We start from the raw sequence: 13059 nt of genomic DNA, 5'->3' as shown, positions 1-13059 counted from the left end.
GGCATGAGTTTAGCCGCGCCCGATCTGGCTTGCAAAGCTTCAACTTGACGGCGGTCCGGATGCGGTTGTCGCACCTGACGCCTTACAGAACGGGTGGCGGATCTCTCTTCGCCTCACGCGAAGGTCGTCGGAGTGCCTTCCCCAACACCCCGACCATCGAATGGGCTTTGTCGAAGTACGCCGGTGGGCAATTGAAGAGCGGGCTTTGATAGCCCAGCCGGTCGCCCAGACCAAAGTTGTACGCGTGAGCGACTGCTTATCGCGCCTAGCCGATACGAGCGGACGATCCGCTATCGGCCAGCACAGGTCATTCGGCCAAGTCTCCGCGTCGGTTTGGCTCGGGGAGCCGGAACTGTTTGGCGAGGTATTCGATTAGCAGGGAGTGTGTGCCCGCTCGCCCTTAGATGCCCTTGCAGCGGCGTTAGCGAGTGTGACCATGAGGGGCTCAGCCGGGTACTCTGAAGAGTGCGATCGGGCGATCTGGAACAAGCGGCTCGCTCAGGCCCGGCAACCAGATGGGATTATAACGGTTCGCTCCGTAGACCAAGTGGTTGAAGTGGTTCGCTTTGCGACAGCAAACGGCTTGAAGGTGTCTCCGCGGGGAGGTGGCCACCACTATGGTGGTGCTGCACTACGGGATCGCGGATTGCTACTTGACCTCGGCGCGTTGGACTTCATCGAAATAGACAGCGCGGCCCGCGTTGCCCGAATTGGAGCGGGCGTGCGCGGCGACGTGCTGAGCCAGAAGCTTGCCGCGCACGGGTTCGCTTTCCCGGTTGGCCATTGCGCCGATGTGTGCGTGAGCGGTTACCTCCTCAATGGCGGCTTCGGCTGGAATTCAGGCGAATGGGGTGCAGCTTGCGCCAGCGTCATCACAATCGAAATGGTCTTGGCGGATGGTGAGACTGTCTTGGCCAGCGAGAGCAATCATCCGGACCTCTTCTGGGCAGCTCGTGGAGGAGGACCCGGGTTCTTCGCCGCGGTGATTGCGTACCACATCACCCTCCGGCCGCTACCAACTGTCACCTGCGCCTGGCGAGGCGCCTTTCCTGCCGCTAGCGCGCCGCTACTGGCCGACTGGCTCACGGCCGCGACGGATGCGGCCGCTCCGGAAACCGAAGTCGGCTGCTTCCTGATGTCGCATTGGGACACGGGTGAGCAGGCCATCGTGCTTCGGGTTTCGGCCTGCGGAGACGACGAAGCTGACGCGAGATCGCGAGTGTCGTCCTTCGCCTCCCCACCTCGTGGAGCGACCACCATTGGCGATCCTTGCACCGAGATCTTGCCGTTCGTCGAACTGTTCAAGCTGTCGCCAATGCCAAGCGGAAAGCGCGTTGCAGCGGATCACCTGTGGGCCACCGCTAAGTTGGGCGAGCTATTGCTCGCAGTTCATGACATCCCCGCGCGCAGCCCTCATTCGACGATCGATCTGGTGGCTTACGGCGGCCACTCACGAGTTTGTCTACCGAGAGATGGTGCCCTCTCGGTGGGCGGCGGTACGGGTGTCGGCATCTACGCCATGTGGGACAACGCGACCGACGATGACGTAAACCGAGCTTGGGTGCGGCGGGTCGACGCGGCGCTCAGCCTCTTTCGCTCAGGCCGTTACGTTGGCGAAGCAGATTTGACCGCGTCGCCGGGGCGTGTGGCCGAATGCTTCGAACCGCAAATCCTCCAGCGCCTGCAGAGCTTGCGCGCGAAATATGATCCAAACAGCTTGTTCTTCACTTGGCCCTGACTGAAGCCAAGCAAGCGGGGCATAGGTGAAAGAGCGGAACCAATGGCCGGCATCCATTTGACCCCACCGCAGATTTGGATGGGCAGCTTGTCGTTCGCCTGCGATATGAAGGTGGATGGTTCTTGCTCGAAACAATGTGAAAGTCACTGGAACCGGTTCCCGCTCGATGATGTTTGCGCACGGTTTCGGGTGCGACCAGCAGATGTGGGACGCCGTTGCTCCCTCGTTCGAACAGGATTTTCGCGTCATCCTCTTCGACTACGTCGGAGCCGGCAGATCCGATTTGTCGGCCTATGATTCTTCGAAGTATTCGAGTTTGAACGGCTACGCCGACGACGTAGTTGAAATCGGCCGTACCCTCGGGTTCCATGGCGCCGTGTTCGTAGGGCACTCGGTAAGCGCGATGATCGGTGCGCTGGCATCGTTAAAGGCCCCTGAGATGTTCTCCGAGCTCGTCATGGTCGGACCTTCGGCCCGCTACCTGGATGACGACAGCTATCACGGCGGGTTTTCCCGCGCGCAAATAGACGAACTGCTCGAGTTTCTTGCGGAAAATCATCTCGGCTGGTCGGCGGCGATGGGCCCTGCGATCATGGGCAATCCGGACCGTCCGGAACTCGGCGAGCGGTTGACCAGTAGTTTCTGCCATACCGATCCGAAGATCGCTCGCGAGTTCGCCAGGGTCACGTTTCTGTCTGACAACCGCGATGACCTGCCGGCAATCAAAGCCCGAACGCTCGTGCTGCAATGCCGGGAAGACATCATCGCCCCCTCGACCGTCGGTGAATACGTTCATTCCCGGATCCCCGGCAGCACCTATGTCTTGCTCGATGCAACCGGCCACTGCCCGAACTTGAGCGCTCCAGAGGAAGTGACGGCGGCGATCCGCGCGTTTGTCTGACACCTTCCCTACCGAGGATCTCTCCGACCTCTATGAGCAAGCGCCCTGCGGCTACATCTCGCTGTCGCCCGATACGCGCATCGTCAAAGCGAACCGAACACTCGCCAATTGGTTAGGGCTAACAGCCAGCGAGTTGTTGGGGCGTTCATTCCTTGATGTGCTGAGCTTCGGAGGCCGCATAGCCTACGAAACCCACTTGGCGCCGTTGCTGAGGCTGCAGGGTTTCGTTGATGAGATAGCGCTCGATCTGATCCATGCCGACGGCTCCAAGATCCCCGTGATCGCAAATGCGACGGAGAAGCGTGACGAGGCGGGGAAGCACCATTTTACCCGCTTCACTTTGTTGAAGGCGGTGGACCGCCTTGGTTACGAGCGGGGCTTGCGTGCGTCACTGACCAAGGTCGAAGCAGCGTTTGCTGCTGAGCAAGATGCTGCGATTCTCCGAGAGCAGTTCATCGCAGTGCTCGGACATGATCTGCGCAATCCGCTCGCCGCAATCACGGCGGGCGTTCAAATGTTGCAAGCTCGCGAACAGCTCAGCGAGCGTGGCGATCTGATTCTCAGGGAGATGTTGGCAAGCGGCAAACGGGCGTCGGCGCTGATCGACAACGTGCTCGACTTTGCCCGAAATCGGCTCGGCAACGGCTTTGAGATAACTTGCGATAGCCGAGAGCCGCTCCAACCCGTCCTTGAACAAGTTGTCGCCGAAATGCGCACCATCGCGCCGGACCGTGTGTTCGACATCGCCTTATCGATTGAGGATCCAGTCTATTGCGACCGGGTCAAGATCGGCCAACTCGTAGGCAATCTGCTATCGAACGCGGTTACGCATGGGGATCCAGAAGCCCCGATCAGATTGACGGCTGACACGCTGGGTGATCGGCTTTCTATTTCTGTTGCGAATGGTGGCGCGCCGATCGACGCCGCGACGCAAGATCAGCTCTTTCAACCTTTCTTCCGCGGGACGGTGCGCAGCAGCCAGAACGGGCTAGGCCTTGGGTTGTTCATCGTCAGCGAAATTGCCAAAGCGCACGAGGGATCGATTGGGCTGGTCTCGAACGAAAGTGAAACGCGCTTCACATTTCTTATGCCTCTAACGCGCGACGCATAGACTCCGCACTCGAGCCTTGTCGGGCGGAGAAGCTAGTTGATCCCAGGGGCCTTGATGGCCCTAAGACAAGCGCCGTCGGTTAGCTCGAACTTTGCGCGTGTACTTGCGCACGACGCGTTTCGTGGCGGAAGCAGGATCGGTTCCCAGGCGTCCCGTCAGAAACGCCGTTTGCAGTTCGATCGCGGCGGTGACCTTTTCATTGATCATGCGCCGCGCCTCCCGGCCATCGGCGTCACCACCCATGGCCGCCTTAGATGCCCTCAAGGCGATGACCGTGGAGGCCTCAACTCCCAGCACCCAGGCATCGAAGCCAAGATTGAGCCAGCGGCGATATGCGTCGTTGGTGAACATCATGACCCCTGATTTGCTGCTGTGGTTCTTCCCTGCGCAATGCTTCGCGACAGACAATGGCACCCGGAACGGCCGACTTAAGTGGAGTCCTCGACATCTGTCGGAACGAGCGTCCGGTGGGCAGATAGTGACATTTGGCAATCATGGACCTTTGCATCCGCCCGGCGGTTGAGGATCGCATGCCGAGCCTGAGCGTGCCAGAAATCAGCAGGAGCGCGAGATGGCCACCAAGAGCAAATTCACATCCGACGTGGCACCCGGCGGAGAGCTTCACCAGCATGTGCCGGAAAAGGGTCCGCACACGGGTGAAGACCACCTCACAACCAACCAGGGCATCCGTGTCTCTGACAATCAGAACCAGCTGAAGGCCGGGTCGCGCGGTCCCGTACTGCTGGAGGATTTCGTTCTCCGTGAGAAGATCTTCCACTTCGATCACGAGCGCATCCCGGAGCGCATTGTTCATGCGCGCGGTACGGCAGCGCACGGCTTTTTCGAGGTCTATGAGAGCTTAGCCGAGCTTACGAAGGCGGACATCTTCCAACGCCCCGACGAAAGAACGCCTGTGTTCGTGCGCTTCTCGACGGTCGCCGGTGGGGCGGGCTCAGTCGATACGCCGCGCGACGTGCGGGGGTTCGCCGTCAAATTTTATACCCAGGAAGGCAACTGGGACCTCGTCGGCAATAACATCCCGGTCTTTTTCATCCAGGATGCGATCAAGTTTCCCGATCTCGTGCACGCGGTGAAGATGGAAGCCGACCGTGGCTATCCGCAATCCGCGACTGCGCACGACACCTTTTGGGATTTCATCTCGCTCATGCCGGAATCCACCCACATGATCATGTGGGCGATGTCCGACAGGACCATTCCGCGCTCACTGCGCACGATGCAGGGGTTTGGTGTGCACACCTTCCGCCTGGTCAATGCCGCGGGGAAGTCGACTTTCGTCAAGTTCCACTGGAAGCCCACGCAGGGCCTGCAATCGACGTGCTGGGACGAGGCGGTCAAAATCGCCGGTGCCGATCCCGATTTCCATCGCCGCGACTTGTTCGAAGCGATCGACACTGGCAACTTCCCGGAATGGGAACTCGGTATTCAGGCCTTCGACCAGGATTTTGCAGACTCCCTCCCATTCGACGTGCTCGATCCGACCAAGATCATTCCCGAGGAAGTGCTCCCCGTGCGACCGATCGGTCGGATGGTACTCGACCGGTACCCGGATAACTTCTTCGCCGAGACCGAGCAGGTTGCCTACTGCCCGGCGAACATTGTCCCAGGCGTCGACTTCACCAACGATCCGCTCCTCCAGGGCCGGTTGTTCTCGTACCTCGACACCCAGAAGAGCCGTCTCGGCACCGCCAACTTCCATCAGTTGCCAGTGAACGCGCCGAAGTGCCCAGTGATGAATTTCCAGCGCGACGGCATGATGCAGATGGCCATTCCCAAGGGGCGAACCAACTACGAGCCCAACGGGCTATCTGAAGGCGCGGAGCAACGCCCCAGCGATGAGCCGGGACCGCGCGAATGCCCGGTGACCGGCTTTGGGACTTTCGCGAGTGCCGATGGCGCCGAAGAGCAAGGCGACAAGCTTCGCCTTCGCCCGGAGAGCTTTGCCGACCACTACAGCCAGGCGCGGCTGTTCTTCCGCTCGCTGGCGGCGCCAGAACAGGCGCATCTTGCGTTCGCGCTCGTGTTTGAATTGTCCAAGGTTGGGCTCGAGCATGTCCGCACGCGGATGCTGTCGAACCTCGTCAACGTCGATCCGTCGTTGGCCAAGCGCGTGGCCGAAGGGCTCAATATGGCCGTTCCTCCGGCCTCGAAATCGGTCACGCCGGTTCAGGATCTCAAGCTTTCACCGGCGCTTCGCATCATCGAGGGGCCGCTGACCCCGGACTCGATCAAGGGAAGAGCGATTGGCATTCTCGTTGCGGACGGATCGGATGCGAAGACCGTGACGGCCCTGACCAAGCAGATCGCTGACGCTGGCGCCCGCGCGATCGTCATCGCGCCCAGGATCGGCGGCGCGAAGCTGTCCGATGGTTCAATACTCAAGGCGGACGGACAACTTGCTGGTTTCCCATCGGTGCTGGTCGACGCGGTGGCGATTGCTCTCTCGGCGGAAGGAACCAAACTTTTGCTTGGCGAGGCTGCGGCAATCCAGTTTGTCATGGATGCCTTCGGGCATCTCAAAGCGATCGGCCATACTCCCGCCGCGCAGCCGCTGCTCGACAAGGCCGGGGTCCAGCCCGACGAGGGTGTGGTCGCGCTCGATAAGACCTTCGTCGAAGCAGCAGCAAAGCGCTATTGGGCTCGCGAGCCAAAGCTGCGCACGCTGCCATGATGGTCGGATGATCGCAGCTTGTCAGCCGCAAGCGCGGCAATGTTAAGTTAGGAACGACAACAGCTTACATCGGTAAGCTCGTTATGCCCGATGAGGACGATCTCACCTACTATACCGCGGAGGCCAAGAGATGCCGTCGAATGGCGCGGGGGGCCGACCAACGCACCGCCGATGCGTTGATCGAGCTGGCTGAGGAATACGAAGCCAAGGCTCAAAGTGGAGGAGGGACCGGCGCTCCGGTTCTGTCCTAGTGCCATACCTCTGGATGAGCTGCTGGCAAGCGCCGCTTGTTCTGGGCAGAGTCACTGCCACGCGCCGGCAATCGACGCATCCGTCTGGCGACCCATTCACACATGACCCACGCACATGCGAAGAAGGCAAGAACGATTAGGGCCGTAATGAGAATCCAGGACATATCTGTGCTCCTGCCAGGCGGGAGCTCATCCGTGTCTCTCAGGCGCAGGCAGGCCTAATGGAGCCGGCGATGACATGGTCATACTCCTGATCGTCGGCGCAAGCACCTGGTATCGGCATGATCAAGGTTAAGGTTGTGGCTGCTGGGCACGCTATAAGGCGCTCGGGTGCGTCGTGCCTTGCTTGACCCCTGATGCGGCGCGCCTGATTCCCTCGACCTGTCGCTATTCTTCCGGCTTCTTCCAGGCGAGCACCCACTTGGGCTTCTGGGCTTCGCTATTGGCTCGGCAGTAATGCGGGCTTTTTGCTCTCCGCACTCGCCACAGCGCCTCCGCCGCTCGAGCGAAGCAATGTCCTTCTTCCCGCAAATTTCGGTCGAGAGCAGGGCAGGGTTGGCAAGGACCACAGGCTTACAACCCTGATTCTACCCGTAGGTGAAGGCCCTTGCGGGTCTGGGCATTCGAAATGCCGACGCCGGCTGCTGAGGCAGACGAAGAAACGAGGGCGAAGGTCCTCGAGATGGCACAGGCGTATGAACGTCAGAGTCTCCTGGGTGGAGTCACCGCCCCTCTTCGCACTGATCGAAGGGCGCCTCAGGTGTTCTTGCGCCGACTTCTCGGGGGATCCTCCATGGGCAAGATGCGCGACCGCCGGACCCGCATGGGAAGTATGCGCGAGCGCCGGCCACGCCGGGTTCTTCGGCGGATTCCCCAGGACACGAGAAACCAACTGCCCAAGAGCAAAAACGAAAGCAGGATCACCAGTACAACGATAAGCCAGTCTGGCATTCGTCCTTCTCCGATTGGTTCGGCCAGACGTCCGTCACGTTAGGCTTGGATCAAGGTATTTCCGTAGTGCATAGGGTGGTCACCGCTCCTTCATCCTCCGCATCTGATCGCTATGGGGTTCATACCAGCGCGTATCGCTCATGGCTTTCCGCCCCGCCAGGAAGGCGGTCAACAGCCCGGCCTCGGCGACAAGGGCGATCAGCAGGTACGCGACGAAAATGCAACTTTCCACATTAGGTAGAAATCCGGCCGGTTGGCAAAGTTCCTAGAGGCTCTGGCCGAATGGCCATCGGATCCGCGCTGTAAACACGGGCGCGAATGCCTATATTTGCCAGATGACTGACCAGACCGTCCGCCTTAGCGGGCGAAGCGTGATCCTGTCAGGCGCAGTGATGGCCATAGGTGCGCTCACTTCGTCATCCTCCAGCCTTCTCCTTCCCGCTCAGCGCCGCGGGAAAGGCTAATCCGGTGTATAGACGACGGTGTCAGGCTGTTGGGGGCTAATGGTGTCTACGCCCTTGTCGGCATCGGGACCTTCCCCCCGATCATCTAACAGCGCTGCCTGTTCCGCAGCTTTGGCCCGATCAGCGATCTCAATGGCATCCTGGCGGAGTGCGTCGAGCTTTTCGGACGTCTCCTGAAGTTCGGCAGCCCGCCTTTCAGCCTGTGAGTTGCAGGCAGCGAGATACGGCAGCACAACGAGAGGTACGATCAAGTTGAAAGCGCGCCACATTGACATGAGATCCCCCTGATTGCCCAACCGCATGGCTATCGTCGATTGAGCAGTAGAGGAAGACATAGGGTTGGTGGTGAGCACCGCTTTCCACCCATTCCGGTCGTCAAGACAGCGGAACGCACCTGTTTACCGGATAGGGCAGGGGAAGGGGGGAAACGGTTGCCCCTCAGAACGTGCTTATCCCACCGCCTCGCCCGCGTATTTTTCGGGTCGTGAATAATGCGCCTCGCAACGCCTTTGAAAATGACCGAAATCCTGAGCAGTTTTCGGAATATCGAGGTGCGCCGATCGTTGCAATTTGATGCACGTGGGGGTGACATCTCCGCATACGAGTTGGCCGTAAGGTGACGCGAACCGTGTGTCCTACCAGAGTTTTTCGGCATCTTTCCCTGATTGACTTGGACGCGACCGAGACGGTTGTTCGTGCGGGCAGCTTTGCGCCCATGTCGGTCATTCAGGTGGGGTTCCGTCGAATCCCAAAGCGGAATGTCTGCTTCCGAAGGCCCCGTCGAAGCACCGGATGGCCGCCATGGGTGGAAAGCGGACATTGGATCGCATTGCAGGCTACGGCGTAACTGGCTCATCGTCGCCAAGCCCCGATCGTCCGTGTCGCAACGCCTGTTCAATTGCGAGCCCTATCTGCAATCGAAGATAATCGGCTCGGTGCACCTCGGGCGCGGCAAGGCCGTTGCCAACGATTTTCTCGATGGTGTGGTGCTTCCAGTCGCGGAAAGTCCAATGTGTCATTGTGGCATTCTCGCGGGAACGGCCAACCTTCGCAATGGGTCGAAAGCAGACTGGCCGCTAACGACCCATTCTTGTAACGACCCATTCTTGCCTTTCGAACGATCGTGACACAGTCCCACTAGCGGACATTTCGCGGCAGATTGAGCAAGGCCTACCGGTCCCGAAGCTTCATGATGGCTACCCAAATATAACCGCCGAACATCGCTCCGCTTCCGAGGAGGCATGCCCATGATTTCAAATCGCGATTTGGCGAGCTCAACGAACCAAGAAACGCGATACCGCTGAAAAAAAGCACGAAAATGATCAAGCGCCGACTAAGCAGCGCTCGAGCTTGACGCTTCATCTCTGTAATCGGTCTTGGCGGTGTTATCGAGGGTCGGTCCCTAACCAGGCGACGTGGTGCGAAGCTGGCCCAGAACAGCCACGCTGAAATACCGATCACGCACGCGGCAACTAAGACCGAGTCCGACCAGTCTGGCAGGGACAAAAATTGCGACACGGCAGTCCAAACGAAGATCGCCAGCATGACCACACCGGCGATCGTCCATGTACCGCGGCGACCAGCCACCTTGCACCAACCTTCGGCCAACTGTTCATATTCCTCAGCAGTCACAAGCTTACCGCCATCCCGCTTTGTTGGATAATAGAGGTAACCCCCATCCACAGGCGTAAATTGCTTGGTGAACGCACCTATCGAATCGAACACAATCGCCCCCTCGTTTCGCGCAACATCGCAAACGAACTTTGCTTCTCAATGGTGCGAGGCGGGCCGGCTGTAAAGAACGAGCGCAGCGGCAACTTTCGGCAATTCGCCCGAAAAGCCGACAGTCTCCAATCCACCCTTCGCAGCCTATTGCGGACAGTCGGTTAGCGACCCTTAGCGGACGTTAATAGGTCTCGATCTAGGGGTTCCGCTTGAACCCATCGACGGCAAGTGGCGAACAGAGAGATGCCGCGATGATCGCGCTAAGTCAGAAGCTGATTTCCCGCGAGTTTCGGAAGCACGCTAAGGAGTTCTTCGAGCTAGGCAATCAAGCGATGGGCCTTTGGGGAGAGCTTGATCAACAAGGTCGGAACCTGTCGACATGCCCCGCCCTCAAGTCGCTTGTCGGCAAAACGCACGAACTCTGGAACTATGCGAGTCACTATGGAGACTTCTACCTCCAGATGAGTATTCCCGCAGAAACGACCGATGTATACTTCCTGAAGAAAAGTTTGCATGAGCTTGTGACGCTCAAGATGAAGCGTCGATCTATCTTACGTGGATTAGAGAGATTGATTGAACGAGCGAAGGCGGAAGTCCGAAATACATGATTGCAACCTAGCTTATCAATGCAATCTGTTTTCAAGCGTCAGTGACGTCCGCTTTCCACCCTTCGCAGCCGATTGCGGACGGAGCGCTAGCGACCCATTGCGGACGTAGACCGAATTGATAGACCTTAGTTCCGCGCCGGCGCTCACAGGATTGAAGCAGATGATCCGCAGCCTTGGGGTCCTACTTTTCGCCTTGGCCGTTCCGGCTGCCGCTGAGCCCCTCGCTATTCATAACGGACGTCTCTTTGTGGACGCTCGCGTCAATGGCGTGGAGACCGAGGCGCTGCTGGATAGCGCGGCCGAAGCCACGCTCATCGACCCGGAATTTGCCCGGCGAGCGAACATTTCGGGCGGAACCGCTCAGACGATCAGAGGCTCGGGTGGCAGCACCAGCGCGCTGATCGTCGAGGGGGTGCAGATCGAGGTTCTCGGTCTCGACCTGCGCCCGGAAGTGGTGGTGGTGACTGATCTCAGCGAACTCTCCAAGCGCCTCATCAAGCGCCCCACGAACGCCGTGATCGGGCGCGAGTTCTTCGACGCCGCCAGAGTGCGCATCGATATTGGCGGAGGGAGCATCGTCCTGGCATCGCGCGATGACCCGCCTCCCGGCCGCGAACTGCCGCTCACCGCTCATGCCGGAGTTGAGGCGTTGCCGGTCGTAGTGGGTGGCCAGATGGCTCAGGCGGAATTTGACCTTGGGAATGGCAGCGAGGTGCTCATCTCGCGCGCCTTGGCCGACAAGCTGAAGCTGGCGGTCGTGGGCCAGAAGGCGGGTGGAGGTATTGGCGGGGAAGTACGTCGGGACATCGTGGTCATTCCACTACTCGAGGTCGCCGGCACCGACTTTCGCGAGGTGCGTGCGGCCGTCGACGACCAACCGAGCGCCAATGACCTGAACCTCGGCACGTCGATCCTGCGTCATTTCCTCATAACCGCAGACTTCAAGGACCGGAGGGTCTGGCTGGAACCGCGCAAGGGTTGAGGGGAAAGATCGATGCACCGGCGAGAGTTTCTGACCACCTCGATGGCCGCCATGGCCTATGCGCAACTTGCCCATGCCGCGCCGCAAGACGCCTCGCTGGATACCTTCGTCGCGGAAAAACTCGCCGGCACGGACTTTGGAGGAACGATCCTCGTCGCCGTAAGAGGTAGTACGCTTCTGCAGCAAGGATACGGGCTCGCCGATCGGGCTCTTGCCGTCCCCTGCACAGCCGATACCGCCTATCGGATCGCATCGATAACCAAGCTGTTCACCGCAACGCTCGTCCAGCAGCTGCGGCAAGCCGGAAAGCTCGATCTGGAAGCGCCGATCGCAACCTATCTGCCGAACTATCGCGGAGAGGGCGCTTCGAAAGTACGGTTGCGCCAACTGCTCAACCACACGTCCGGCATCGAGAATTCCGACAAAGGCCTGACCAGCTTTGCGGACGCTGCCAGGACCGGGATACCGGCCTATCAGCTTCCCCATACGCCCCAGGAGTTGATGGACCAGTTTGCGAGCGGCCCGCTGGTGAATGAGCCGGGGACCGCCTTCGACTATAACAACGCCGACTATGTGATCCTGGGCCAGATCATCGAGGCGATCGAGGTCGCCCCTTTCGATCGGGTCGTTGAAACCCGCATCACCGGTCCGCTGAACATGACCTCCACCGGCATGGCCGTGCAATCGCGCATCATCCTGCGCCTCGCATCCAGCTATTACAAGGACGGCCAAGCGCCGCTCGCCAACGACTTACCGGTCTATCCGCAGAACTGGTACGCGGCTGGCGGGATGTACTCCACGGCCGGCGATCTGCTGGCCTTTGCCAATGCGTTATACGGAAAGCGCCTGCTCCAGGAGACCGCCTTGGCCGAAATGCTCGTGCCAGGGCTCGATGAATATGGCTTCGGGCAATGGATATCGACGCTCGATGTCGACGGTCAGAAGCACCGGTTCGCACAGCGGCCGGGCCGGATCATGGGAGCCAATACGCTGCTGTTGAGACTGCTCGACGACGACATCACCATCGTGATCCTGGCGAACACCAACCTGGTCGATACCGATAGCTTGGGCTTCCAGATTGCGCGGCAAGTGGTGCGCTCCACGCCGAAGGCCTGACCGCTCGGTTAGTCCTGGCTCGGGAGGGTGGCTGAGGCCGCCTCTTTCTGGAGGCGCAGGATGGAATTGCGACATCCCAACTCGGTGGAATATCCACCGCATTCAGCCAGAATCTCTCCCGTTGGCGAGCAAAACTGCCACCGCCAATCTCCTCCGCCGAACTGGGTCGAAGTAAAGCTCACCCGGTCAGCCAGAAAGAGCCGGAACTGCCAGCGCTCTTCGGTTAGGAACCGTGGTGCCTTGCGCCTAGCTGCGGCGAAGACGACATCGCTCTCCTGGGTCATGATCTTAGACATCGGGACTGAACAGGCGAGCTTCGCGAGCGGCCAGTGTCTCAGCCGCCAACAGCGCCAGCCTTTCCCAACTCGCAGCCGACGTCATGTGCTTGTGGCGAACGTGGTGCAAGACCTCCGCACGCGCCGAGGCATGATCTTTAGCCGCACGCGCCAGATAGGCACCTTGGAGTTCGTAACCTGGGGTAGCCATAGCAAATCTCCCGCATGCGGGAGCGCCACGTGGTCTC

At 59.8% G+C, this 13059-nt stretch carries 14 protein-coding genes; 7 read left to right on the top strand and 7 right to left on the bottom strand.

All coding sequences use genetic code 11. The annotated features are described in order from the left end of the window. Window positions 1-436 precede the first annotated feature (436 nt). From ASD76_RS06320 to ASD76_RS06310, 3 genes are all read left to right on the top strand, one after another. Complete coding sequence (locus ASD76_RS06320) at window positions 437-1738, top strand: FAD-binding oxidoreductase (RefSeq protein WP_082553634.1); 1302 nt, start codon at window positions 437-439, stop codon at window positions 1736-1738. Window positions 1739-1874: 136 nt separating this feature from the next. Continuing rightward, window positions 1875-2639, top strand: coding sequence for an alpha/beta fold hydrolase (locus ASD76_RS06315; protein WP_235506534.1), 765 nt, complete (start codon window positions 1875-1877; stop codon window positions 2637-2639). Beyond that, a complete protein-coding gene (locus tag ASD76_RS06310) occupies window positions 2632-3750 on the top strand; it encodes a PAS domain-containing sensor histidine kinase (protein ID WP_055920016.1) in 1119 nt (372 codons plus the stop codon). The genes ASD76_RS06315 and ASD76_RS06310 overlap by 8 nt, the downstream gene beginning before the upstream one ends. Window positions 3751-3810: 60 nt before the next feature. On the opposite strand, the gene ASD76_RS18170 is transcribed toward ASD76_RS06310, so the two are convergent. Beyond that, on the bottom strand, window positions 3811-4104 hold the full coding sequence (locus tag ASD76_RS18170; protein ID WP_235506532.1) for a hypothetical protein: 294 nt from the start codon (window positions 4102-4104) through the stop codon (window positions 3811-3813). Between the two features lie 217 nt (window positions 4105-4321). Here ASD76_RS18170 and ASD76_RS06300 point away from each other — a divergent pair, with 217 nt between their 5' ends. Then, window positions 4322-6439 carry a catalase gene (locus ASD76_RS06300; protein WP_055920013.1) on the top strand — a complete coding sequence of 706 codons (2118 nt, stop codon included), beginning with the start codon at window positions 4322-4324 and terminating at the stop codon, window positions 6437-6439. A 1281-nt stretch (window positions 6440-7720) separates the two neighbouring features. Here the strand turns inward: ASD76_RS06300 and ASD76_RS18165 are convergent. The 4 genes from ASD76_RS18165 to ASD76_RS06285 all read right to left on the bottom strand — a co-directional run bounded on the left by ASD76_RS18165 (window position 7721) and on the right by ASD76_RS06285 (window position 9830). Continuing rightward, window positions 7721-7873 carry a hypothetical protein gene (locus ASD76_RS18165; protein ID WP_156457568.1) on the bottom strand — a complete coding sequence of 51 codons (153 nt, stop codon included), beginning with the start codon at window positions 7871-7873 and terminating at the stop codon, window positions 7721-7723. Window positions 7874-8101: 228 nt separating this feature from the next. Then, a complete protein-coding gene (locus ASD76_RS06295; RefSeq protein ID WP_156457567.1) occupies window positions 8102-8458 on the bottom strand; it encodes a hypothetical protein in 357 nt (118 codons plus the stop codon). A 483-nt stretch (window positions 8459-8941) separates the two neighbouring features. Continuing rightward, complete coding sequence (locus tag ASD76_RS06290) at window positions 8942-9124, bottom strand: hypothetical protein (protein ID WP_055920007.1); 183 nt, start codon at window positions 9122-9124, stop codon at window positions 8942-8944. A 151-nt stretch (window positions 9125-9275) separates the two neighbouring features. Next, complete coding sequence (locus ASD76_RS06285; RefSeq protein ID WP_055920004.1) at window positions 9276-9830, bottom strand: hypothetical protein; 555 nt, start codon at window positions 9828-9830, stop codon at window positions 9276-9278. 209 nt (window positions 9831-10039) lie between these two features. Between ASD76_RS06285 and ASD76_RS06280 the strand changes: the two genes are divergently transcribed. From ASD76_RS06280 to ASD76_RS06270, 3 genes are all read left to right on the top strand, one after another. Continuing rightward, window positions 10040-10438: a hypothetical protein gene (locus ASD76_RS06280; protein WP_156457566.1), complete on the top strand. Its 399-nt coding sequence runs from the start codon at window positions 10040-10042 to the stop codon at window positions 10436-10438. Window positions 10439-10598: 160 nt separating this feature from the next. Further along, a complete protein-coding gene (locus tag ASD76_RS06275; protein WP_156457565.1) occupies window positions 10599-11420 on the top strand; it encodes a retropepsin-like aspartic protease in 822 nt (273 codons plus the stop codon). 12 nt (window positions 11421-11432) lie between these two features. Continuing rightward, a complete protein-coding gene (locus ASD76_RS06270) occupies window positions 11433-12536 on the top strand; it encodes a serine hydrolase domain-containing protein (RefSeq protein WP_055919995.1) in 1104 nt (367 codons plus the stop codon). 8 nt (window positions 12537-12544) lie between these two features. Here the strand turns inward: ASD76_RS06270 and ASD76_RS06265 are convergent, their stop codons facing one another. Together ASD76_RS06265 and ASD76_RS06260 are read right to left on the bottom strand one after the other, a co-directional pair. Next, window positions 12545-12820 (bottom strand): YegP family protein, encoded by a 276-nt coding sequence (locus tag ASD76_RS06265; protein ID WP_162249643.1) that lies wholly within the window; start codon window positions 12818-12820, stop codon window positions 12545-12547. 4 nt (window positions 12821-12824) lie between these two features. Beyond that, window positions 12825-13022, bottom strand: a complete 198-nt coding sequence (locus tag ASD76_RS06260; RefSeq protein ID WP_055919988.1) for a hypothetical protein — start codon at window positions 13020-13022, stop codon at window positions 12825-12827. Between the last annotated feature and the right edge of the window lie 37 nt (window positions 13023-13059).

Source organism: Altererythrobacter sp. Root672, from assembly GCF_001427865.1.
In the GTDB taxonomy this organism is placed as follows: Bacteria; Pseudomonadota; Alphaproteobacteria; order Sphingomonadales; family Sphingomonadaceae; genus Croceibacterium_A.
This window is presented reverse-complemented; position numbering and strand designations above follow the sequence as displayed.

Coding starts and splice junctions, on each gene's coding strand:
- ASD76_RS06320 (WP_082553634.1), top strand. CDS start 437: ATGAGGGGCTCAGCCGGGTACTCTGAAGAGTGCGATCGGGCGATCTGG.
- ASD76_RS18170 (WP_235506532.1), bottom strand. CDS start 4,104: ATGATGTTCACCAACGACGCATATCGCCGCTGGCTCAATCTTGGCTTC.
- ASD76_RS06300 (WP_055920013.1), top strand. CDS start 4,322: ATGGCCACCAAGAGCAAATTCACATCCGACGTGGCACCCGGCGGAGAG.
- ASD76_RS06290 (WP_055920007.1), bottom strand. CDS start 9,124: ATGACACATTGGACTTTCCGCGACTGGAAGCACCACACCATCGAGAAA.
- ASD76_RS06275 (WP_156457565.1), top strand. CDS start 10,599: ATGATCCGCAGCCTTGGGGTCCTACTTTTCGCCTTGGCCGTTCCGGCT.
- ASD76_RS06270 (WP_055919995.1), top strand. CDS start 11,433: ATGCACCGGCGAGAGTTTCTGACCACCTCGATGGCCGCCATGGCCTAT.
- ASD76_RS06265 (WP_162249643.1), bottom strand. CDS start 12,820: ATGACCCAGGAGAGCGATGTCGTCTTCGCCGCAGCTAGGCGCAAGGCA.
- ASD76_RS06260 (WP_055919988.1), bottom strand. CDS start 13,022: ATGGCTACCCCAGGTTACGAACTCCAAGGTGCCTATCTGGCGCGTGCG.